14 protein-coding genes are annotated in these 22,092 nt (G+C 69.9%); 7 read left to right on the forward strand and 7 right to left on the reverse strand.

Annotation, left to right across the window (positions count from 1 at the left end):
- Positions 1-2: 2 nt before the first annotated feature.
- Both J2X21_RS05630 and J2X21_RS05635 read right to left on the reverse strand, forming a co-directional pair.
- Positions 3-998, reverse strand: coding sequence for an HD domain-containing phosphohydrolase (locus J2X21_RS05630; RefSeq protein WP_310325957.1), 996 nt, complete (start codon positions 996-998; stop codon positions 3-5).
- Positions 999-1,010: 12 nt separating this feature from the next.
- Positions 1,011-4,016 carry an MHYT domain-containing protein gene (locus J2X21_RS05635; RefSeq protein WP_310325959.1) on the reverse strand — a complete coding sequence of 1,002 codons (3,006 nt, stop codon included), beginning with the start codon at positions 4,014-4,016 and terminating at the stop codon, positions 1,011-1,013.
- A gap of 265 nt (positions 4,017-4,281) precedes the next feature.
- On the opposite strand from J2X21_RS05635, the gene J2X21_RS05640 reads away from it, so the two are divergent.
- Both J2X21_RS05640 and J2X21_RS05645 read left to right on the forward strand, forming a co-directional pair.
- Positions 4,282-5,340 (forward strand): tripartite tricarboxylate transporter substrate binding protein, encoded by a 1,059-nt coding sequence (locus J2X21_RS05640; protein ID WP_310325961.1) that lies wholly within the window; start codon positions 4,282-4,284, stop codon positions 5,338-5,340.
- A complete protein-coding gene (locus tag J2X21_RS05645) occupies positions 5,337-7,391 on the forward strand; it encodes a sensor domain-containing diguanylate cyclase (protein ID WP_310325963.1) in 2,055 nt (684 codons plus the stop codon). The genes J2X21_RS05640 and J2X21_RS05645 overlap by 4 nt, the downstream gene beginning before the upstream one ends.
- 4 nt (positions 7,392-7,395) lie before the next feature.
- On the opposite strand, the gene fdhD is transcribed toward J2X21_RS05645, so the two are convergent.
- Together fdhD and J2X21_RS05655 are read right to left on the reverse strand one after the other, a co-directional pair.
- Positions 7,396-8,178: a formate dehydrogenase accessory sulfurtransferase FdhD gene (gene fdhD / locus J2X21_RS05650; RefSeq protein WP_310325966.1), complete on the reverse strand. Its 783-nt coding sequence runs from the start codon at positions 8,176-8,178 to the stop codon at positions 7,396-7,398.
- 37 nt (positions 8,179-8,215) lie between these two features.
- Positions 8,216-10,789, reverse strand: a complete 2,574-nt coding sequence (locus tag J2X21_RS05655; protein WP_310325968.1) for a chemotaxis protein CheW — start codon at positions 10,787-10,789, stop codon at positions 8,216-8,218.
- A gap of 199 nt (positions 10,790-10,988) precedes the next feature.
- Here J2X21_RS05655 and J2X21_RS05660 point away from each other — a divergent pair, with 199 nt between their 5' ends.
- Positions 10,989-11,606: an FMN-binding negative transcriptional regulator gene (locus J2X21_RS05660; protein ID WP_310327215.1), complete on the forward strand. Its 618-nt coding sequence runs from the start codon at positions 10,989-10,991 to the stop codon at positions 11,604-11,606.
- Positions 11,607-11,709: 103 nt separating this feature from the next.
- Positions 11,710-14,577, forward strand: a complete 2,868-nt coding sequence (locus J2X21_RS05665) for a M16 family metallopeptidase (RefSeq protein WP_310325971.1) — start codon at positions 11,710-11,712, stop codon at positions 14,575-14,577.
- A 3-nt stretch (positions 14,578-14,580) separates the two neighbouring features.
- Here J2X21_RS05665 and J2X21_RS05670 read toward each other — a convergent pair whose 3' ends face one another.
- Together J2X21_RS05670 and J2X21_RS05675 are read right to left on the reverse strand one after the other, a co-directional pair.
- Complete coding sequence (locus J2X21_RS05670; protein WP_310325972.1) at positions 14,581-15,393, reverse strand: DUF72 domain-containing protein; 813 nt, start codon at positions 15,391-15,393, stop codon at positions 14,581-14,583.
- 107 nt (positions 15,394-15,500) lie between these two features.
- Entirely contained in the window at positions 15,501-17,177 is a 1,677-nt protein-coding gene (locus J2X21_RS05675) for an electron transfer flavoprotein-ubiquinone oxidoreductase (protein WP_310325974.1), read from the reverse strand.
- 130 nt (positions 17,178-17,307) lie between these two features.
- Between J2X21_RS05675 and J2X21_RS05680 the strand changes: the two genes are divergently transcribed.
- From J2X21_RS05680 to J2X21_RS05690, 3 genes are all read left to right on the forward strand, one after another.
- Positions 17,308-18,090, forward strand: coding sequence for an SDR family oxidoreductase (locus J2X21_RS05680; RefSeq protein ID WP_310325978.1), 783 nt, complete (start codon positions 17,308-17,310; stop codon positions 18,088-18,090).
- 161 nt (positions 18,091-18,251) lie between these two features.
- On the forward strand, positions 18,252-18,875 hold the full coding sequence (locus J2X21_RS05685; RefSeq protein WP_310325980.1) for a YceH family protein: 624 nt from the start codon (positions 18,252-18,254) through the stop codon (positions 18,873-18,875).
- The gene (locus J2X21_RS05690; protein ID WP_310325982.1) at positions 18,872-19,291 is read left to right on the forward strand and encodes an acyl-CoA thioesterase; all 420 of its coding nucleotides are present in this window, start codon (positions 18,872-18,874) and stop codon (positions 19,289-19,291) included. Before J2X21_RS05685 ends, J2X21_RS05690 begins: the two co-directional genes overlap by 4 nt.
- A gap of 1 nt (position 19,292) precedes the next feature.
- Here J2X21_RS05690 and J2X21_RS05695 read toward each other — a convergent pair whose 3' ends face one another.
- Complete coding sequence (locus J2X21_RS05695; RefSeq protein ID WP_310325984.1) at positions 19,293-22,049, reverse strand: TonB-dependent receptor; 2,757 nt, start codon at positions 22,047-22,049, stop codon at positions 19,293-19,295.
- Between the last annotated feature and the right edge of the window lie 43 nt (positions 22,050-22,092).

Consider the following 22,092-nt stretch of genomic DNA (forward strand, 5'->3'; position numbering starts at 1 on the left):
CTTCAGCCGGCTTCCAGAAAGCGCTCCCGCACCTCCAGCACCGCGGGCAACTGCGAGATGAACGACTCTACGAGGCGCGGGTCGAAATGCTTGCCGGCCTGCTCGCGCAGGAAGTCCACCGCCTTCTCGACCGCCCAGGCCGGCTTGTAGGGCCGCACGCTGGTCAGCGCGTCGAACACGTCGGCGATGGCGACGATGCGGGCCTCCTCGGGAATGGCCTCGCCGGCCAGGCCCTCGGGGTAGCCGCTGCCGTCCCACTTCTCGTGATGGGCGATGGCGATGCGGCGTGCGATGGCCAGCAAGCCCGTGCGGTGATCGCCCAGGATCTCGGCGCCGATCTGCGGATGGCGCTTCATGACCTCCCACTCGGCGTCGTCCAGCGCGCCAGGCTTGCGCAGGATGGCGTCGGGGATGCCCAGCTTGCCCACGTCGTGCATGGGGGCGGCGTGCAGCAGATCCTCGGCCTGGGCCTCGGAGTAGCCGGCGGCGCGCGCCAGGATCTGGCTGTAGTGGCTCATGCGCAGCACATGCCAGCCGGTCTCGTTGTCCTTGTACTCGGCGGCGCGGCCCAGGCGCTGAACGATCTCCAGCCGCGTGGCGCGCAACTCGTCGGCCCTCACCAGCGACAGGTGCGTGCGCACGCGGGCGCGCACGACCGGCGGGCTGATGGGCTTGCTGATGTAGTCCACCGCGCCGGCATCGAAGCCCTGGCTTTCGTCCTGCACGTCGGCCAGTGCGGTGACGAAGATGACGGGGATGGCGCGCGTGGCGTCCTGGGCCTTCAGCGTGCGGCAGACGTCCAGGCCGGACAGGCCCGGCATCATCACGTCCAGCAGGATGAGCTGCGGCGCCTCGCTGCGGGCCAACTCCAGTGCCTTGTGGCCATCGCGGGCGAACAGCAGGCGGTAGTGGTCCTGCAGCACCTGGCGCAGCACCTGCAGGTTGGCAGGTTCGTCGTCGACCAGCAGCAGCTTGGGTCGGGCGTCGGAGGCGGTCATCGGGGTACTTCCTCAGGCAACCAGGCGGCGCAGTTCGCGCAGCGCGGCATCGAAATCAAACTGGTCCAGCGCCTCGACGAGGGCGGCGCAGCGCTCGGCACCCACATGGGCGCTGAGTTCATGCACGCCGGCGTCGTCCAGCTCGCCGTGGCGCAGCGCCTCTTCCAGCCGCCGCAGCAGCTCCGGCGGCACCATGCCGGCCACTGCGGCGGGCGCGGGCCGAGGCGAGTTGTCCAGCGGCATCGGTGAGCTGGCGGCCGAGGCGTCGCCCAGTTCGGTGATGGCCTGCAGCGCTTCGTCCAGCGCGGCGACCAGCGTGGCGCCGCCGGCCACGGCCTGCTCGTACAGGCCCAGGCGCAGGTCCTCCTCCAGCGGCCGCGCGGCGGCCAGCAGGCGGGGCAGGGCGAGGCTGCCGGCCACGCCGCGCCAGCGGTGGGCCAGCGCGCGCGCTTCCAGCCATTCACCGGCGCGCAGCAGCGCCATCAGGCGTGGGCCGCCGTCCGCCTGCTCGACGGCGAAGCGGCGCAGCGCACGCCGCCACGCGCTGGCGTGGCCCCACAGCTTCACGGCCTGTGTCAGGTCCAGCACCGTCGCGTCCACCGTGCTTTCTGAAGCGGCTTCGTTTTCGGAAGCCGGCAGGCTGACGGGCGCCAGGCCCAGCACGCGCGCCAGCTCGGCGCGCAGCCGCACGGGCTCCACCGGCTTGGTGGAGAAGCCGTCCATGCCGGCGGCCAGGGCGGCCTGGCGGTCTTCTTCCAGCACGCTGGCGGTCAGCGCGATGACGGGCGTGCGCGGGCGGCCGTTGGCCAGTTCGAACTGGCGGATGCGGCGGGTCGCGGCCAGGCCGTCCAGCTCGGGCATGTGCACATCCATCAGCACGGCGTCGAAGTCGCGCTCGCTGACGGCCTGCAAGGCCTGCAGGCCGTTCGTGACCAGGTGGACCTGGTGGCCGTCCTGGCCCAGCAGCACCTGTAGCAGTTCACCGTTCTGCGGCACGTCGTCGGCCACCAGCAGGCGCAGCGGCGGCAGGCTGATGGAAGCCTCCTCCTCGCCGGCGATGCCCTGCACCGCCTTGCCGGCTGGCAGTGGCAGCCAGATGTGGAAGCAGCTGCCTTGACCCAGCGTGCTGTCGACGGTGATGCGCCCGCCCATGCGCTCGACCAGCTGGCGCGAGATGGTGGTGCCCAGGCCCGTGCCGCCAAAGCGGCGCGTCGTCGACGCGTCGGCCTGCGCGAAGGGGTCGAAGATCTTGTCCAGCCGGTCGGCGGCGATGCCGATGCCGGTGTCGATGACGGCCAGGTGGATCTGGCCCTGCTCCTGCCGCATGCGCAGCGTCACCGCGCCCTGCTCGGTGAACTTGATCGCGTTGCCGACGATGTTGACCAGCACCTGCTGCACGCGCAGCGGATCGCCCTGGAAGTAGCGCGGCTCCTCCTCGGGGTAGTCCAGCTGCAGCACCAGGCCCTTGCGCTGGGCGCCCAGGCGCAGCGAGTTCAGCGTCTGCTCGCAGACCGCGCGCAGCGAGAAATCCATGCGCTCCAGCTCGACCGCGCCTTTCTCCAGCTTGGCCGTGTCGAGGATGTCGTTCAGCAGCCCGAGCAGCGAGCGGGCCGAGCCGCGCACGGTGGTCAGGTATTTGCGCTGGGTGTCGCTCAGCGTCGTGTCCAGCAGCAGCTCGGTGAAGCCCAGGATGGCGTTCATCGGCGTGCGGATCTCGTGGCTCATGTTGGCCAGGAAGGCGCTCTTGGCGACCACCGCGGCCTCGGCGCGCTCCTTGGCGTCTTCGAGCTGGTGCTGCAGCCGCTTGGCATCGCTGACGTCGGTGATGACGCCGTCAATCCAGCGCGGGTTGCCGGGCTGGTCGCCCACGCCGCGGCCGGTCTCGGAGACCCAGCGTTCGCCGCCGTCGCGCGTCATCAGACGGTATTCGACGACATACGCCTCATCGGCGGACATCGCGGCATGCACGAGTGCGTTGACGCGTTCGCGGTCGTCGGCATGCACCAGCTCCGCAGTGTGGATGCGGCCGGCCAGGAAGTCCTGCGCGGGCCAGCCGCTCAGCGTCTCCATGGCTTCGCTGATCAGCACCATGCTCCAGTTCGCATCGACGTTGCAGCGGAAGTTCACGCCGGGGCTGTTGGCCATCAGGCTGCGGTACTGCTGCTCGCTGTCGCGCAGCGCCCGCAACGTTTCCTGCACTCGCAGCCTCTCGGCGCCTAGTTGACGGTTCAGCGCGCGGTAGCGCAGCAGGCCGTTGGCGCCAGCGGTCAGCACGCTGATGGTCAGCGTGACCACGGTGATGGCCAGCGCCAGGTAGCCGCTGCGGTCGGCGTCCAGGCAATGGTCGTCAGGGGCGCCGACGAAGCGGGCCGCAACCATCGCGGTGTAGTGCATGCCGGCGATGGCGCAGCCCATCACCAGGCCGCCCAGCGCAATGCCCACCGCGGGGCGCACGCGCCCCTGCAGCCCGAAGCGAATCCACAGCGCCAGCATGGCCAGAAGCACGGCCACGACGATGGAGGCCGCGAACCACAGTGGGTCGTAGCGCAGCTGCACGCTCATCTTCATGGCGGCCATGCCCAGGTAATGCATGGCGCCGATGCCCGCGCCCACCAGCACGCCGCCGGTCACCCAGCTCCAGCGGCCCAGCTCGGAGCGTGACAGCAGCGACAACGCCACCCAAGAGGCCAGCAGCGCCGGCAGCATGGACAGCAGCGTCAGGCCGGCGTGGTACTCCACGACCGTGCACAGCTGGAAGGCCAACATGCCGATGAAGTGCATGGCCCAGATGCCGCCGCCCATCGCGACGCTGCCGCTCAGCACGGTCAGGCGGCGGGCGGATGGCGTGGTGTGACGCGCCGCCATGCCGGCGAGCTGCAGGGCCAGTGCTGAGGTGAGCGTCGCCACGACCAGTGACAGCCACACCTGCCAAGGTTCGTAGCTGCCCAGAAGTAGGGCGGTCGGTGCGCCGTCGCGGAGAAGGAAGAACTGCTGGAGCAAGGAGACGTCGAACTGCACCGATGAAACCAAATGTGAGGGTTACCACGATGTTGCCGGCAAGCGCACCGCAATGGACCGTTGTTCCGCCGAGGCAGATTGCGACAGCGGCAATATTTGGGTCCCCGCGCGATTCCAGCCGAGCGCTCAACAGCGGCCGGCGGCACCCGAATGCGGGGCTTGGGCCCTGAATCGTGAATTAAGCAAATCGGCGACGAATCTATCAATTCATGCGCTGTTACTGCTTATTTATGATCGGCTCGTGCCGCATAAGAAAAAAAATCCGTTGGGGCGACGCCGTGTCGCACAGCTGCTGCTGGCAAGCCTGCTGGCAGGCGGAGCGCTGGTGTCGGCGCCGTTGCGGGCCCTCGCCGGTGAGCGGCCGCCAGGGCGGCTGCTGGCCCAGGCCACGCCGACGCAGCCGGCCCAGCCGCGCGTCACGGCGCCCGGCGCGGTGCGGCTTTATGTGCCGTTCAACGCCGGTGGCGAGTCCGACGCGTCGGCCCGCAACTTCCAGAAGAGTGCGCTGCGCTCGCTGGAGGGTCGCGGCCTGGAGATCATCTACCTGACCGCGGAGTTCGGCGGTGCGGCCGGCCGTACCGTGCAGGAAGCGCCGCCCGACGGCGGCACGCTGCTGCTGGCGCGGGTCGCTTCACTGGCCGTGCTGCCGGCGATCTCGCCGCGCACGACGCCGGCCTGGTCCGACCTGACGGTGCTGGGCGTGCTGGACCAGGCACCGCTCATCTGTTTCGTTCGCGCCGGCTCGCCGTTCCGGACCGTGCGCGATCTGCAGGCGGCGATGGCGGCCCAGCCCGGCAGGCTGCGCTTCAGCGTCGCCGGCCCCAACACCGTGCAGGCCATCGCCGTGCGCTACCTGCTGTCGCTCAGCGGCCTGCCCGCCGATGCGGCGCGGCCGGTGCATTTCAACCAGGGCACGCAGCTCACACAGGCCGTGCTGAACGGCGAGGCCGACTTCGCCTGCAACACGCCACGCAGTGTGCTGCCGCTGGTGGAGGCCGGGCAACTGCGGCCGCTGCTGACCACGGCGCAAGGTCGGCTCAAGGCCTTGCCGCGGCTGCAGAACGCGGCCGAGCTGGGCCTGCGCGACATGCAGAACCTGCAGGCCTGGTCGGCCTTGCTGGGGCCACCGGGCATGCCGCCGGCCACGGTGGCCCGCTGGCGAGGCATTCTGGAGCAGGTGGCGGCCGATGCCGAATGGGTCATCGCGACCGAGGCACTGGGGGCGGCGCCACGCATCCGTGCCATTCCCGACCCCGCCCAGTTCCTGCGTCAGCAGGCGCACTTCTATGAACGCCTGGTGACGCTGCTGGGGCTGCAGCAATGAACAACCGGCGCGCGCGCGAACGGATCTGGCAGCTGGTCGCGGATGCCAGCCTGGTCGTGCTGCTGCTGGTGGTGGGTCTGGCGGGCAGCGTGACGGCCTACCGCGCGCTGGCACTGCGCGCGGCCGACCAGCAGCGCGAGCTGCTCAGCGCGATGGGCCAGAGCATCGTGGGCGCGTTCGACCTGCAGCAGGTGCGGGCGATCGAGGCCTTGCAGGTCACCGCGCAGATGCTGTCGACGCAGCCCAACCTGACGCGCGACCAGTTCCGCCGCTACGGCGCCAGTCTGCTGGGCGAGTCGTCCACGATGACGCTGCTGGAATGGCAGCCGGTCGTGCCGCGCGCGCAGCTGGCCGCCTTCGAGCAGCGCGCCGCGCAGGAGCAGCCGGGCTATCGCGTAGTCGAGCCGGCGGGCGAGGACGGCGGCTTCACCGCGCCGCAGCCGCGTGACGTGTACGTGCCGGTGCTGTACTCCTGGCCTGAGTCCGGCGCTGCGCTGGGCGTGGACATGGCGTTCGATCCGCGGCGCATGCGGTCCAAGCTGCTGGCGCGCGATGCCGGCGCGCCCCTCGCCTCGGAGACCTTTGCGCTGATACGGCGCGGCCAGATCGGCGCGCAGACCCAGGGCTTCGCCGTGTCTGCGCCGGTCTACCGCGGCAGCCGGCCGCTGGGCGTGGAGGCGCGCCGCGCGGCGCTGGTGGGCTACATCGCCGGCATCATTGAAGTGCCCGAACTGATGCGCGAGGCGTCGTTGCGGGCCAATGCCAACGAGCTGGACCTGTTCGTCTATGACCGCGACGGCATGCAGCGGCTGATCTACTCATCCACCGGCGCGGCAGCCACGGGCAGCGATGAACGCGACACGGTGCACAGCGTGGATGTGGGGGGGCGCCCCTGGCATCTGGTGCTGCGGCCCCGGCCCGGCTTCGTCGGCGCCGGCGTCGACGAACTGCCGCTGGCCGCTTTGGGCGCGGGCGTGCTGGCCACGCTGCTGGTAGGCCTGGCCGTGGCGCGCAGCCTGGTCATCCGGCGCCGGCTGGAGCGCGCCGAGGCGGTGCTGGCCGAGCGCACCCGCCACCTGACCAATGTGCTGGACGGTACGGAGGCCGGGACCTGGGACTGGTATCGCGATGCCGAGCGGCTGAACGTCAATGAGCGCTGGGCGCAGATGCTGGGCCGCAGCAAGGCCGAGCTGGAGCCCGTCAGCCACAAGACCTGGGAGCGCCTGTGCCATGCGGGCGACCTGGTCGAGACCCTGCGCCAACTGCAGCGCCACCTGGACGGGCTGGACGAGCGCTACTCGGCCGAGTTCCGCATGCGCCATGCCGACGGGCACTGGGTCTGGATACAGAGCACGGGCCGCGTCGTGGAGCGCGACGCCGAAGGACGCGCGACGCGGCTGGCCGGCATCCACATGGACATCTCGCGCCGCAAGGCTGACGAGCAGCGCATGCACGACGACGCCCGCGCGCTGGAGGCGGCCAACCGCCAGCTGCGCGACCTGGCCATCGTCGACGCGCTGACCGGCGCCTTCAACCGGCGCCACTTCAACGACGTCTGCCTGGCGGCGCTGGTCGGTGCGCAACGCGGCCAGGCCGTGGCCTTGTGCATGCTGGACGTTGACTACTTCAAGGCCTACAACGACCACTATGGCCACCAGGCCGGCGACGTCGTGCTGCAGAAGCTGGCGCAGACTCTGAAAGACGGCCTCAGGCGCTCGACGGATGCGCTGTTCCGGCTGGGCGGCGAGGAGTTCGGCATCGTCTTCTCGGCCACCAGCGCCGAGTCCGCCCGCCAGTTCGTGGGGCAGCTCAGCGCGGCGCTGCATGTGCAGGCCATGCCGCACGAGCAGAGCCCGCTGCGCATCGTGACCGCCAGCTTCGGCCTGGCCTGGTGGGCGGCGCCCACGTCGCATCTGACACCGGAAACCATGTACGCCCAGGCCGACACGGCCCTCTACGACGCCAAGCGCGGCGGCCGCGACCAGATCGCCATCCGCTGCTTCCTGCCGGGCGAGGGCGAGCAGGTCGAGGTGCCGGACACGGTTCGCTGAGCCGTCAGGCGTACCGGGTCGCACGGTCCTCGCGCACGAAAGCCCACAGTTGAAGGCCGAGCCCGGCCGCCGTGCTGATGGCCAGGCTGCTGGGCGCCGACACGCAGGCCAGCAGGCCCGCGCCGGCCATCGCGGCCTTGTGGACCAGTTCGTGCGTCGCGCGGCTGGACATCGCGATAAAGCCGGCCTCGCTGGCGCCCGGCGAGGGCAGGCGGGCGCGCGCGCCGATCAGCTTGTCGAGTGCGTTGTGGCGGCCGATGTCCTCGCGGGCCAGTCGCAGGCTGCCGTCGGTCGCGCACCAGGCGGCCCCATGCAGGCCGCCGCAGCGTGCGTTCAACACCTGCGCCTGGGCCAGTTCGCGCATCGCGCGCGCCAGCGCTCCGGGCTGCAGTTCAGGTGCCTGCACGGGCGAGGGCTGCAGCGCGGCGAAGTCGGCCAGGCTCTCCAGTCCGCACAGGCCGCAGCCGGTGCGGCCGGCCAGCTGGCGGCGGCGCAGTTTCAACCGTTGCTCGCGCTCGGCTGGGACGCGCAGCGCCAGCTCCATGCCGAGCCCATGCGGCAGCGTCTCCACGTCCAGCAGTTCGCGGGCACGGACTATCCAGCCTTCGGCGAGCGCAAAGCCGAGGGCGAAGTCTTCCAGGTCGGTGGGTGTGGCCAGCATGACGGCCTGCGAGACGCCGTTGACGGTCAGCGCGATGGGCATCTCGACGGCCACCTCTTCGTGGGCGGTGGCGCCGGTGGGGCGCAGCCTCAGCAGGGCCGGGCTGGCGGGAGCGGGGGAAAGCATGCCGCCATGATAGGAGGCCGCCACCCGCCACGCCCCGTCAAGGTGCAGGCAGCGCGACGGTCGCGGTGCGCTGCAGATCGTGGCCCAGGCCGATGTGGGCCCACAGGTCGTCGGCGTGCAGCAGCGTCAGCATGCGGTGGCTGGCGGTGTCCGCGCCGCGCACCAGGCGCGCACGGCCGCCGGGGCTGGGCAGGGCCTGGGCCGTCGGGATGCTGAACACGGGGCCCAGTTCGTCCACGCGCACGGCCAGTCCCTGGCCTTGCGAGTGGTGGCAGATGATGACCGGCGCGTCAGGCGTGGCGGTCGTGCGCCCGTACAGCGCCTGGCCCAGGTCCAGCACCGGCAGCATGCGGCCTTCGTGCTGCAGCATGCCCACCAGCGCGCGTGGCGCATTGGGCAGAGCGGTGAGGCGGGGCTGCTCGACGGCCTCCACCAGCTGGCCGGCAGGCAGGCCCAGCCAGGCCCCGCCGACGCTGAAGGCCGCGATGTCCAGGCTCTCGGCCGTGGCCTGGGCGGGCGGCGGCACAAAGCCCGCGTCGGCTTGGCCCGACCCGCCGGACAGGCGCGGGCCCAGCGGCATCAGCAGCACGGCGGCGACATCCTCGGCCGACTCGGCCTGGCCCGCACGGTACTCGCGGTAGCCCTGGGACATCGCGACGCCGGCTGCGTAGACCATGCCGCCGATCTCCAGCTCCGTGCGCAGCGTGCCGCCCGCGGCCAGGCCCGACAGCAGGGTGGCGGGCAGCGGCGCCGGCGTGCCGGCCGGCCAGCGCGCGTCGGAGCTGGCCACCAGGCGCCCGTCGCGCGCGACAAACAGCGCGGCCGCGGCACCGGTCTCGTCCGGCAGCGCATCCCTCAGCATGGCCGAAAACTGCGGCGCCCCGTCGAACACGAGGGCGATGCCGCCCACGACCTGACCCTCGTGCTGCAGCGACGTGGCGTAGACGTAGGTGGGCCGGTGCGTCTCGCCCTGCACGGCGCCGGGCGTCTCGTACAGCGGCGAGGCTTCGTGGCGCGACACCACGTGGCGCTCGGGGTCGCGCAGGCCGAGGGCGGCGCCCACCCAGGCGGCCGTCAGCACCCGCCCCACGTGCCGGGCCTGCGCCGGGTCGGACACGGCCACCACGCGGCCCTGCGTGTCGAACACCAGCAGCAGCGAGTAGACGGTGTAGAGCCCGTTGATGTGCTGCAGCACCTGCTGCGCCTCGGCGGCCGAGGCCTGGGCCCGCGGCCCGCCCTGGGCAGCCAGCGCGCGCTGCAGCCGCACGTCCAGCGCCCACCAGCGGCAGTCATTGGCGCGCTCGTAGAGGTTGCGGTCCATGATGTCGATGGCCAGCCGGGCCTGGAACAGCGCGCCGTCGAACACGGCCGCCAGTGCGGAACTCTGCAGTTGCGCGATGGCCTGCTCGAACACCTGGCGCAGCTGGCCGCCGGTGCGCTGCACCTCGTTGAGCAGCGTCGTCGCGAAGCCCGCACCGCCCTGGCCGGCGTTGCCATGGCTGCGCAGCTTGCCATTCCACAGCGTGCGCGACAGGTTTCGCTGGATGCGGCGCGCCTCCAGCGGGATACCTTGCAGTTCGACATCGAACAGCTGACGCGTGTCCAGGCTGGCGCCCAGGCGGTGCAGTTCGTCGCCGGCGCCGTTCTCGTCGACGTCAAAGGCCCATTCCAGCGGCGTCAGGACGCAGGCCTGCCAGCCGGGCGGGCCCATATAGCCTTCATAACCGCTGGCGCTGGCCGTGGCGCACAGGTAGTCGCGGCCGGCGAAGGTGATGCGCTCGCCATTCAGTGGCAGGCGCGCGCCGGGCGGGACCTGCCAGGCGTCGGAGCTTTGCAGCACGTTCCGGCGCTCGTCCAGCAGGCAGATCACGGCGCGCTCGTTCGCGCCGGCCAGCAGCTGGCGGAACACGGCGGCCATCTCGTCGTCGAGCCGGAAGGACAGGCACAGCAGGCCGATGACGCCTTGCGCGTCTCTCAGCGCCCGGGCGTAGATGAGCGCCTGGCGGCCGCCCAGCAGCGCGGTGGCGCCGTGGCGTTCGAAGTAGGGCGCGTCGGAGGCCAGTGCCTCGGCGATCCAGGGCTCGTCACAGTGCGTGATGGCGTGGCGGTCGTCGCGCCGGGCCAGCACCTCGCCCCGCGGTGACAGCACGATGACGTCGTCGTACACCGAGTACTTGGCCGTGTAGGCGGCGAAGCGGGCCTGCAGCGCAGCGCGGCTGGCGGCATGGCCGGCGTCGGCCGGATCCAGCGCGGCGTGGGTGCACAGCGGGCCGTCCACGGCGAGGAAGCCCACGTCCGCCGTGCGCTCGAACAGGTTGCGCACCAGGATGTCGATGGCCACGCGGGCCTTGCCGGCCATGCGCTCCAGCGCGTGGCTCCGCAGGCGGCGGGCCAGGCTGTCCAGCAGCGTGGTGGTCAGGTTCTGGAAGGCGGTGCGCGTCTGCGCGATGTCGGTGGCCGTGCCGCTCATCTGGCCCAGCAGCGCCAGGCTGTCCCACACGCCCTGCAGCCGCAGCAGCGCCTCGCGGTGCTCGTCCACCAATGCCATGTGGCGCAGGTAGGGCGCCACCTCGGGGCTGAAGGGCAGGCCCTTGTGCCAGACCTTGTTCATCGCGTGCTGTTCTCCGCTGAAGGTTGTCTGATGGGGCGTCGGATCGCGAGCACCCCGTTCACTCGGGGCGGCAGCATGCAGCAGAGCGGTGACGCCGTCATGAGGGAAGACGCCACGAGGCCGCGCAAGTCATCACAGAAAAGTCGTTTGCATGGGCTTGCGGGATGATTGCTGCCCGTTCCTTCTTTTCTTGCTTGCCGTGTACCTGCCCAAGCAATTCACTTGCACCGATCTGGACCATGCGCTGCGCCTGGCGGCCGAGCACCCGATGGCCCTGCTGGTGGGGCCGGATGCGCAAGGTCAGGGCTTTGGCAGCCATCTGCCGCTTGTGGCTGCCCTGGAGGGTGAGGCGCTGCTGCTGGAGGGCCACATGGCGCGCGCCAACCCGCACTGGGGCTGGCTGCAGCAGCAGGGCTCGGTGCTGGCCGTGTTCAGCGGCCCCAGCGCCTACGTGAGCCCGCGCCACTACGACAGCCTGCAAAACGTGCCGACCTGGAACTACGCGGCGCTGCATGCTTACGGCACCGTCGAGCTGATCGATGGCTCGGCGGACAAGGACGCGCTGCTGAAGCGGCTCATCGCCCGCTTCGAGCCCGACTACGCCGAACAGTGGCGCGGCCTGCCCGAGGCCTACCAGCACAAGCTGCTGGGCGCCATCGTCGGCTTTCGCATCTGCGTGACGCGCTGGGAGCTGAAGCTGAAGATGAGCCAGAACCGCGCGGCCGTGGAGCGCCAGCGCATCCGCGACGCGCTGGCGGCGTCCGGGCAGGCCGAGGACCGCGTCGTCGCCGAGTGGATGGCGCGGCTGGAAGGCTGATGGTTCGGGGAATATTTGCCGGCAATCGCTCAGGCGTTTGATTCGGTGGCGGGGTGGCTGGGCGCTACCGTCCGGCGGCCTTCAGGCCCGATGACAACACCGAATGAACGAGACAAGCCCCACGAAGACCTTGGTGCGCCACGCGGCGGCACTCGCTTTGGCACTGCTGGTGTCGCAAGCACTGGCCGACGCGCCCGCCAGCAGGCTGCACGCCACAGGCCCGAAATGGGGCTTCGAGCTGTCGCAGCGTACCCCCGACCCCGCCGTGCGCTTCGGCCGCCTGCCCAATGGCCTGCGCTACGCGATCCAGCACAACGAGACGCCCAAGGACGGCGTGGCCATGCGCCTGCGCATAGGCTCGGGTTCGCTGCAGGAGCGCGACGAGGAGCAGGGGCTGTCGCACTTCCTGGAGCACATGGCTTTTCGCGGCAGCGCCAACGTGCCGGACGGCGAGGTCGTGCGCATGCTGGAGCGCCAGGGGCTGCGCTTCGGCGCCGACACCAATGCGACGACCGGGCTCGACCAGACCATCTACCACTTCAACTTCCCCAAGGCCGACGCCGCCGCGCTCGAAACGGGGCTGATGCTGTTCCGCGAGATCGGCGACCGGCTGACGCTGGCTCCGCAGCTCATCGAGCAGGAGAAGGGAGTCCTCCTGTCGGAGGAACGCGTGCGCGACGTGCCGGCGCGGCGGGCCGGCATCGCCCAGATGCAGCAGCAGCTGGAGGGAACGCGGGTGGTGCAACGCCTGCCCATAGGCCGCATCGAGACCGTCCAGGCCGCCACGGCTGAGCGACTGCGCCGCTACTACACGGCCAACTACCGGCCCGACAACGCCACGCTGATCGTCGTGGGCAACATCGACGTGGACGCCGTGGAACGCCAGATCCGCGAGCGCTTTGCCGACTGGGCCAACGCCACGCCGCCCGACACGCCCGACCTGGGCGCGCCCAACCCGACACGGCCGGCGGTCGAGTTCGTGGCCCCCGATGCGCCGAGCGCACTGACGCTGACCTGGCCGCAGCCGGCGGACGTCCGCCCGCACACGCCGGCGGTGTCGCGCGAGTTCCTTGTGCAGGGGCTGGCCGTGAGCGCGCTGAACCTGCGTCTCAGCGACCGCGCGCAGCAGCCGGGCAGCCCCTTGCTGGGCGCTGTCGTCGGCGTGCAGGCGTCCGTCTACAAGGTCGCCGGCATGGCCCAGCTGGCGGTGCAGGCACAACCGGGGCGATGGGCCGAAGCGCTCGACGTCGTGGTGGCCGAGCTGCGGCAGCTGCTGGTCTATGGCGTGACCCCCGCCGACATGCAGCGCCTGCTGCCGGGCGTGCGCAGTCAGATGCAGGCCCGGCTGGCCCAGGAGCCCACGCGTCCGCACGCCGCCATTGCCGACCGGTTGGTCAATGCCGTCCAGCCGCACGCGCCCTACCTGAGCGCGCAACAGGCGCTGACCGAGACGGAACCCCTGCTGGCCTCGCTGCGGCCCGATGAACTGACCGCGGCGCTGTGGCGCAACTTCGGCGGCACCCAGCCGCTGGTGTTTCGCAGCACCAAGTCCGGGGCCGTCGGTGAAGAGGCATTGGCGCGGCAGCTCGCGCAGGCGATGGCGCGGCCGGTCGCCGTGCCGGTGGCCGCTGCGATCACGGACTGGCCTTACACGGATTTCGGCCTGCCCAGCGCCATCGTGGCCCGAACGCAGGACGCCGAACTGGGCACGACACACATCCAGTTCGCCAATGGCACGCGGCTGGTGGTCAGGAGCACGCCGCAGCACAAGGACCGGGTGGACGTGCGGGTCCAGCTGGGCCAGGGGCGCGCGGGTATCGCCGCGGGGCAGTGGCATGCCATCTGGGCGCTGGGCTACGCGGTGCCCATGGGTGGCACCGGGCAGCGATCGGCGCTGGAGATCCGGCAGTGGCGGCAGAGCAGCGGCAAGCGCATCGAGGTCGGCTTCGGCGTGAGTCAGCATGCCTTCGTGCTGTCCGGCTCGACACGCCCTGCCGACCTGCTGGCACAACTGCAATTGCTGGCCGCCCATGCGCGCGATCCCGGCTTCCGTCCCGAGTTCGGCGAGAAACTGGCCGCGCTGGGCGGCACGCAGGTGGGCACGCTGGAAGCGCGGCCCACTGCGGTCCACGAGCGCGAGGTCTCGCGCGTGATGAACCGCGGCGATGCGCGCCTGGGGCTGCAGCTTGGCGCTGCGGACGTGGCGCGTACACGCGCCGACCAGCTGCCCGACCTGCTGAAGCCGGCGCTGGCCAGCGCGCCCGACATCGTCATCGTCGGTGACGTCACGGAAGAGGCCGCGATTGCCGCGGTGCAGGCCACGTTTGCCGCGGGCGAGGAGCGGCAAAGGCTGCCGCGTGCCGCGCTGAAGGCCGAGCCGGTGACCGGCGGCGGCTCGCCCCATGTGGTCCATCACCGCGGCCGGACCGACCAGGGGGTGCTGGGCTGGTACTGGTCCATGCCCGACTATTGGGCCGACCCGGCGCTGGCCTACACCGGCCGTGTCGCCGGCGCGGTGCTGCGGGCCCGGCTGGTGGACACGGTGCGCAAGCAGTTGGGCATCACCTACTCGCCGCAGGCAGGGGCCTCCGCATCGCTGGAGGTGCCGGGCTCGGGGCGCTTCACCGTCACCATCGAAATGCCGCCGGAAAAGTTCGGCGCCGTCCGCGGGCTGCTGCGCGCGCAGCTCAGCGAACTGGCCGAGCGGCCCGTCAGCGCCGATGAATTGCAGCGTGCCCTGCAGCCGCGCGTGGAGAGCCTGCTGAAGGAGCCTGAGAACCCGTTCTATTGGGTCAGCTGGCTGGCGCGCATCCAGGCAGACCCGCGCATGAAGGGCGCGATGCTGAACGAAGTCGCCGGCATGAAGGCCGTGACGGCGCAGGCGGTGCAGGGCTACTTCCGCGATCACATCGCGGCGCGCCCGCCCGTGGAGGTCGTGGCCCGTGCGCGGGAGCTGGCAGCCGCGAGGTAGGGCTCAGTCCTCGACCGTTTCGCCCAGCGCGCGGCGCAGCGCCATCGCCGCGTGCGGCGCGCGCTCCTTGGCGCCGCTGATGAAGAACATGAACACGTCGCGCGGCGCGGCGGCGGGCGAGGGCGGCTCTATGCGCGGCACGCCGTCGGGCTCTCCGCCACCCGCCCAGGTCTGCGCGGCGCTCGCCAGCGCCGGGAACACCTCGGGCTTGCAACCCAGCGGCTCGTCGCTGTGCGTGCGCATGATGCGCGTGTAGACGAAATCACCGGTGGGCTCGGCGATGGCGGGGTAGTCGTCGGACTCGGTGAACACCGTCGCGGCCTTGAACTGGCGGGCCAGCGCCAGGTACTCGGGCGATTGGAAGCTCGCATGCCGCACGTCCAGCGCATGGCGCAGCGGCAGGCCGTCGACGCTGGCCGGCAGCAACTCCAGGAAGGCGGTCAGGTCGGTCGCATCGAACTTGTGCGTGGGCGCCAGCTGCCAGACGATGGGGCCCAGCTTGTCGCCCAGTTCGGCGATGCCGGACTCGATGAAGCGCTTGATGGAGTCGGCGCCATCGGCCAGCACTCGCCGCTGCGTCGCGAAGCGGATGGCCTTCAGCGAGAAGATGAAGCCGTCGGGCGACTCGGTGCGCCACTTGGCGAAGGTCGCGGGCTTCTGGGCGCCGTAGTAGGTGCTGTTGATCTCGATGGCGGTCAGCCGCCTGCTTGCGTACTCCAGCTCCTTCGCCTGCGGCCAGCCCTTGGGGTAGAAGTTGTCGCGCCACGGCTCGAAGTTCCAGCCGCCGATGCCGACCCTGATCTTTCCTTCGCTCACGTTGCCTCCTGGGCTGCAAACTGTATGAAAAACCAGTCTATCGGCGCAGCTGCGTGCGGGCAACAAAAAAGCCAACACACGGCTGGCTTCGAGTTGGGGGCAGGGCGTTACATGCCCGCGTAGTTCGGGCCGCCGCCGCCTTCGGGCGTGACCCAGACGATGTTCTGCGTCGGGTCCTTGATGTCGCAGGTCTTGCAGTGCACGCAGTTCTGCGCATTGATCTGCAGGCGCTCGCCGCCGCCAGCTTCATTGGGCACGAACTCATAGACGCCCGCCGGGCAGTAGCGGCTTTCGGGGCCGGCGTACTTCGCGAGGTTGACCTGCACCGGCACCGCGTCGTTCTTCAGCGTCAGGTGGGCCGGCTGGTTCTCTTCGTGGTTGGTGTTGGAGATGAACACCGACGACAGGCGGTCGAAGCTCAGCTTGCCGTCCGGCTTGGGGTAGGCGATAGGCTTGCACTCGGCGGCGGGGCGCAGCGCCTCGTGGTCGCCCTTGTGGTTGTGCAGCGTCCATGGCGGGCTCTTGATGCCCAGCTTGGGCAGCAGCCACTGCTCGATGCCGGTCATCAACTGGCCGGTCAGCTTGCCCTTCTTGAACCACAGCTTGAAGTTGCGCGTCTGCTGCAGCTCCTCGTTCAGCCAGCTCTTCTCGAAGGCCTCGGGGTAGGCGCTCAGTTCGTCCTGTGCGCGGCCGGCGTCCAGCGCGGGGGCCAGCGCCTCGGCGGCCAGCATGCCGCTCTTGATGGCCGCATGGCTGCCCTTGATGCGCGCGGCGTTCAGGTAGCCGGCGTCGCAGCCCACCAGGCAGCCACCCGGGAACACGGTCTTGGGCAGCGCCTGCGGCGTGCCGTTGTTGATGGCGCGGGCGCCGTAGCCGATGCGCTTGCCGCCCTCGATGTGGGCGCGGATGGCCGGGTGGGTCTTCCAGCGCTGCATCTCCTCGAAGGGAGAGAGGAACGGGTTGTCGTAGTCCAGGCCGATGACGAAGCCCAGCGTGACCTTGTTGCCCTCAAGGTGGTACAGGAAGCCGCCGCCGAAGGTGTCGCCCTCCATGGGCCAGCCGGCCGTGTGCACCACCTTGCCCGGCTGGGCCTTGTCGGCGGGGATCTCCCACAGCTCCTTGATGCCGATGGCGTAGGTCTGCGTGTCCTTGCCTTCGGTCAACTTGTACTTGGCCAGCAACTGCTTGCCGAGATGGCCGCGCGCGCCTTCGGAGAAGACCGTGTACTTGCCCAGCAGCTCCATGCCCAGCTGGAAGTTGTCGCCGGGCTCGCCTTCCTTGGTGATACCCATGTTGCCCGTGGCCACGCCCTTCACGCGGCCCTGCTCGTCGTACAGCACCTCGGCGGCGGAGAAGCCCGGGAAGATCTCGATGCCCAGACCCTCGGCCTGGGTCGCCATCCACTTGACCACGTCGCTCAGGCTGATGACGTAGCAGCCGTCGTTGTGGAAGTTGCGCGGCACCAGCGCGTCGGGCGTGCGGGTGCTGCCGGTCTCGGACAGCAGCAGCACGTCGTCGCCGGTCACGGCCTGGTTCAGCGGCGCGCCCAGCTCCTTCCAGTTCGGGAACAGCTCGGTGATCGCGCGCGGGTCCATCACGGCGCCGGACAGGATGTGCGCGCCCGGCTCCGAGCCCTTTTCCAGCACGACGATGTTGGCGTCAGGCTTGATCTGCTTCAGGCGGATGGCCGTGGCCAGGCCCGCCGGGCCCGCGCCGACGATGACCACGTCGTACTCCATGGACTCGCGGGGGCCGAACTGGGCCAGGATTTCTTCTGATGTCATGGCAAGTCTCCGGACTTTGAAATTGGGCGCGATTCTAGAGAGGCTGGATTGCAAATAGAACGGTCGTGCTTTTTTAGTGCGCGGGGTCTAGACCGGTAGGATGGCCGCAACCCACTCAGAAGGCAGTCTCATGAGTTACTCCATCAACCTCGAAGGCCGCGTGGCGCTGATCACCGGTGCCTCCAGCGGGCTGGGCGCGCAGTTCGCGCGCACGTTGTCCCAGGCCGGCGCCTGCGTCGTGCTGGCGGGCCGCCGCCTTGAGCGGCTGAAGGACTTGCGCGCCGAGATCGAAGGCAACGGCGGCGACGCCCACGTCGTGCAGCTGGACGTGACAGACGTGGCCAGCATCAAGGCCGCCGTGGCCCATGCCGAGACCGAGGTCGGCACGCTGGACATCCTCATCAACAACTCGGGCGTGTCCACGACGCAGCGCCTCACCGACGTCACCGAGAACGACTACGACTACGTGATGGACACCAACACGCGCGGCGCGTTCTTCGTCGCGCAGGAGGTGGGCAAGCGCATGCTGGCCCGCGCGCGTGGTGCAGCACCCGGCACCTTCATCGGCGGGCGCATCGTCAACGTCGCATCGATGGCCGGGCTGCGGGTGCTGAGCCAGATCGGCGTCTATGCGATGAGCAAGGCGGCCGTCATCCACATGACGCGCGCGATGGCGCTGGAGTGGGGCAAGTACGGCATCAACGTGAATGCGATCTGCCCCGGCTACATCGACACCGAGATCAACCACCACCACTGGAGCACCGAGCAGGGCAAGAAGCTGGTGGACCTGCTGCCGCGCAAGCGCGTGGGCCAGCCCAAGGACCTGGACACGGCGCTGCTGATGCTGTGCGCCAACGAGAGCCATTTCATCAATGGCGCGGTGATTCAGGCTGACGATGGATTTGGTGTGTAGGAGCCTATGAACGAGCCCTGCACGCCCGCTCATCCCGCCGCAACGCCGCCACTCGGCGTTGCAAATGCTCGCCGTAGCCCCAGCTACGGCTCCGCTTTGCGCCTTGATTGGCGACCTTGCGACGGCCTGCTCGGCCGCGCCGAACTCATTCATAGGCTCCCATGCTCAAGCGAGACCTGACCCCCCTGGAGGCCCGCGTGCTGGCGGTGCTGGTCGAGAAGGAGTCCACCGTGCCCGACAGCTACCCGCTGTCGGCCAATGCGCTGACCGCCGGCTGCAACCAGAAGACGGCGCGCGACCCGGTGATGGACGTGTCCGAGGCGGAGGTGCTGGCGACCGTCGAGGAGTTGAAGTCGTTGAGCCTGCTCAACACCGTCAGCGGCAGCCGCGTCGTGCGCTATGAGCACAACTTCGCGCGTGGCCTGGGCGTGCCCGGCGCCGCGATGGCGCTGCTGACGCAGCTGATGCTGCGCGGCCCGCAGACGGCGGCCGAGCTGCGCCAGAACACCGAGCGGCTGCACCGCTTTGCCGACGTGTCGTCGGTGGAAGGCTTCCTGGAGGAACTGGCCGCGCGCGAGACGCCGTTCGCGGTCAAGCTGGCCAAGGCGCCCGGTGCCCGCGAGGCGCGCTGGGCGCATCTGCTGTGCGGGCCGGTGGCGTCGGTGGAGCATGCCGTCGCTGCCGCGCAGCCGCGTGATGAAGAAGTGGCCCTGCTGCGCGCGGAGGTCGCTTCGCTGCGTCAGCTCGTCAACCGCATCGCCGCGGAACTGGGCATCCAGCCGTGAGATACGTCGTCCCGGCGGCCAAGAAGCTGACGTACGAGTGCCGCATCCCCATGCGCTGGGGCGACATGGACGCGATGGGCCACATCAATAACACGCTGTATTTCCGCTACCTGGAGATCGCGCGTGTGGACTGGCTGACATCCATCGGCGCGCCGCCCAACCCGGGCGGGCAGGGGCCGGTCATCGTCAACGCGTTCTGCAACTTCTATCGCCAGTTGAAGGCGCCGGGCGAGGTGCTGGCCAGGCACTACGTCAGCGACCCGGGCCGCACCAGCTTCGAGACCTGGATCACGCTGGAGCGCACCGACGAGCCGGGTGTCATCTGCGCCGAGGGCGGCGCGACGACGCTGTGGTTCGATGCCCAGACCGACAAGGCCATCGCCTTGCCGGACTGGGTGCGCGCCATCGTCGCCTGACTCAGCGGAAGGTGTACTTCGCGCTGACGTAGCCGTAGCGGCCGCGCGGGTCGGTGTAGCTGGGGTCGTAGCCCGACAGGAAGAACCAGGCCTGCTGCGAGAACGGCGGCGTCTCGTTCAGCACGTTCTGCACGCCGGCGCGCAAGGTCAGCGACTTGGTCGCCTCCCAGGCCGCCGACAGGTTCCACAGCGAGTACGACGCCACCTTGCGGTCGGGCTTGCCGATGATGTGCTGGTCGTCGTAGCCGGACAGATAGCTGTTGGACACCGTGGCCGAGAACGGGCCGCGCTCCCAGTCCAGGTTGACCGTGTGCCGCCAGCGCTGCACCACGCCGTCATTGACGAAGCGGCCCAGGTTGCTGACGAACGGGTCGCCGTTGCCGGTCTGCTGCTTGGAGCGCAGCGTCAGCGTGCCGTTCAGGCGCAGGCCGAACTCGCCGAAGCCGGTCTTCAGGCCCAACAGCGCGACGCCGAAGTCCACGCCCGAGATCTTCTGCTTGCCGCGGTTCTCCTTGATGAGGTCGATGGCGCAGATGTCGAAATCGTCGGGGTCGTAGTCCTCGGCGCAGTCGGCGGGCAGGTTGGCGGTGTCCCAGTAGCGGTGCACCAGCGAGCCGTACTTGCCCAGGTCCGACAGGATCACATCCACGCCCAGCGTGCTGATCAGGTTGCTCTTCTCGATGTGCCAGTAGTCGGCGTTGAGCGTCACGCCGCGCTTGGGCTCGAAGACGACGCCGGCCGAGAACTGGCGCGACTTCTCGGGCTTGAGCTTGGCGTTGCTGTAGTTCAGGGTGGTCCACAGGTCCGAGCAGTCGGTCACCGTGTTGTCGGGGTCGTCCGCGAGGCACACCGGGTCGACGACCGTGGCCGACGAACCCTGCGTCAGCGGGCGGTAGAGGTCCGACATGCTGGGCGCGCGGAAGCCCTTGCCGACCGATGCGCGCAGCAGCAGCTCGGGGCTGGGCACGTACTTCAGGCCCAGCTTGGGGCTCGCCGCGCCGCCGCTGACCTGGTAATGCTCGTAGCGCAGCGCGGCCTGCAGCTCCAGCTGCTTGGTGATCGGGGCGCTGATCTCGGCGAACGCGGCGCTGACCTTGCGCGACTTGCCGAAATCGGTGTCGGGGCCTTGCGAGGATTCGCCCAGGATGAGGTCCTGCTTCAATGCGTCGGACTGGTGGTAGTTCTGCTTCTCGCGGCGCAGCTCGCCACCGAACGCAAATGACAGGTCACCACCGGCGAGCGGGGTGATGGCCTTGGAGGCGCGGAAGTCCAGGCTGTCCATCGTGCCGGTGGCGCGGCGCACCTCGCCGCGGATCTGGGCCTTCTCGTACAGCGCGAGACCCGCGGCGCTGGACGGTCCGAACGCGTTGAGCGTGCCGGCGGCGAAGCCGTCCATGATCATGTCTTCGTTCAAATAGCCCTGGTAGTCGCGGTCTGACACCTTGCTGGTGCTGTGGTTCAGCGCCCATTCATAGTCCCAGCCGGCCAGCAGGCCGTTGGTGCCCAGCACGAAGCGGTTGGCCGTGGCGGCCAGCTCGCTGGTGCGCAGGCCGGCCTCCTGCAGCCGCGTGCGCACGACCATGATGCGGCGCTCGTCGCCCGCCGGGAAGGCGTTCAGCCCGGTGGACTTCAGCGCCGGCACCAGCGACACGTCCATCTCGGCATCCACGCGGTTGGGCGTGCCGGTGTAGTAGGTGTTGGCCTTGGCCAGCGAGGCCTCGACGAAGAGCTGGTGGCCGCTGCCCAGGTTGAACACGCCGCGGCTGAACAGGCTGGTCTTCTTGGACTTCGGGTACAGCTCGATGTCGCGCATGTAGTCGAAGGTGCAGCCGTCCACGCCGCCGATGCCCTCCGGCAGGTACAGCGTGGCCGGCGCGTTGCAGCCGGTGGCCGCGGCGGGGTTGATCGTGTATTCGCTGATGACGTCCTTGCCGTTGGCCTTGAAGCCTTCATCGATCAGCAGGTCGCGCTGCTCGGAGCCGGGCAGGTTCTGGTCCAGCAGGATGTTGCCGGGGAAGCCGGCGCTGGACAGCAGATCGGGCAGCCGCCCGGGGATGTCCAGCTCCTTGATGAACTTGCGCCGCGACGCGTTCAAGCTGCTGGTCTTCTGCACGTCCAGCACGGCCATCACGTTGAAGCCCTGGCTGGCGTAGTTGCCGAAGCCGCCGGCCAGCGTGGCCGAACGCTTGTTGGCACCGCCCTCGCTGGTGTTGCCGGCCAGCACGTTGATGTCCACGCCGGCGAAGTCCTTGCGCGTGATGAAGTTGATGACGCCGCCGATGGCGTCGGAGCCGTACAGCGACGAGGCGCCGTCCAGCAGGATCTCCACGCGCTGGATGGCGGCGGCGGGGATGCTGTTCAGGTCCACGCCCGCCGAGTCGCCGGGCGATGCGAAGTTGGCCATGCGCCGGCCGTTCAGCAGCACCAGCGTGGACGACACGCCCAGGCCGCGCAGGTTGGCGGCGTTGAAACCCATCTGGTCACGAAAGCCCCCGAAGGCCACGCTGCCGCCATCGGTCAGGTTGTTGGCGCCGGCGCTCAGGCGCGCGATCAGCTCGGCGGCCGTCGTCACGCCGGCCTTGTCGATCTCGTCGCGCGTGATGACCTGCACCGGCAGCGCCGTTTCGCCCTCGATGCGCTTGATGGCGGTGCCCGTGACCTCCACCCGTTCGAGCGAGGTCTGGGCCTGGACGGCGGCGGTCAGCGCGAGCAGCGTGGTGGCGGCAACGGCCAGCCGGGTGGGGCGGGGGGCTTTCATCGGCGCATCTCCGGGCTGTGATGCGCGGCAGTCTAGGCACGGT

It is taken from the genome of Roseateles asaccharophilus (genome assembly GCF_031458115.1).
In the GTDB taxonomy this organism is placed as follows: Bacteria; Pseudomonadota; Gammaproteobacteria; order Burkholderiales; family Burkholderiaceae_C; genus Pelomonas; species Pelomonas asaccharophilus_A.